The organism is Aneurinibacillus aneurinilyticus ATCC 12856, assembly GCF_000466385.1.
Classification (GTDB): Bacteria; Bacillota; Bacilli; order Aneurinibacillales; family Aneurinibacillaceae; genus Aneurinibacillus; species Aneurinibacillus aneurinilyticus.
The window spans coordinates 1-586 of record NZ_KE952716.1; the positions used below are offsets into that span (position 1 = coordinate 1).

A 586-nucleotide genomic window follows, 5' to 3' on the forward strand; every position below is an offset into this window, starting at 1 on the left:
AACTTTTTATTTTGGGGACTTATTGGACAGCCCCTTATTTTTAACTAGTATAGCAACGGTAATAGGAACGTTTTAGCATAAATGCACTAATCACACGATCTGTACCGGCTTCATCAGTTCGTCTAGCACATGTAATTAAATCCAAATCACAAGAACAACGTGCTGGGTATCCTTGTTTATTTGCATAGCATATATCATTAGTTTATGAACACAAGGAGGATATAGTAAATTTTTTCTTTGTTAGGAAAATCGAATTTAGTTTGTAAAATCAATAATATGAGGCATTTTATTCGTCAGTACATCATTCAATAAACAATTCCACTATTTGGTTGACTAATCCCCTTTTGTTACAGTATACTGTAAATATAACACTATAGAGTTTTTGAAACAGTTAACTGTATAAAAAAGATGACCCTTATGCATACTTATACAGCAAAACAAATTACAGATATTTTACAGAGTGAAGGTCAGAATATAAATTTACGTACAGTCAGGTACTGCACACAAATAGGGATAATTCCCCCTTTAGAGCTTGTCGGAAACAAAAGAGTGTACACAGACCACCACCTTTATTACATTCGTGCCG

At 33.4% G+C, this 586-nt stretch carries 1 protein-coding gene; it reads left to right on the plus strand.

All coding sequences use genetic code 11. The features are described from left to right. Positions 1–417: 417 nt before the first annotated feature. Positions 418–586 (plus strand): MerR family transcriptional regulator (locus HMPREF0083_RS29935; protein WP_476726772.1); only part of this gene is annotated, 169 nt, incomplete at its 3' end.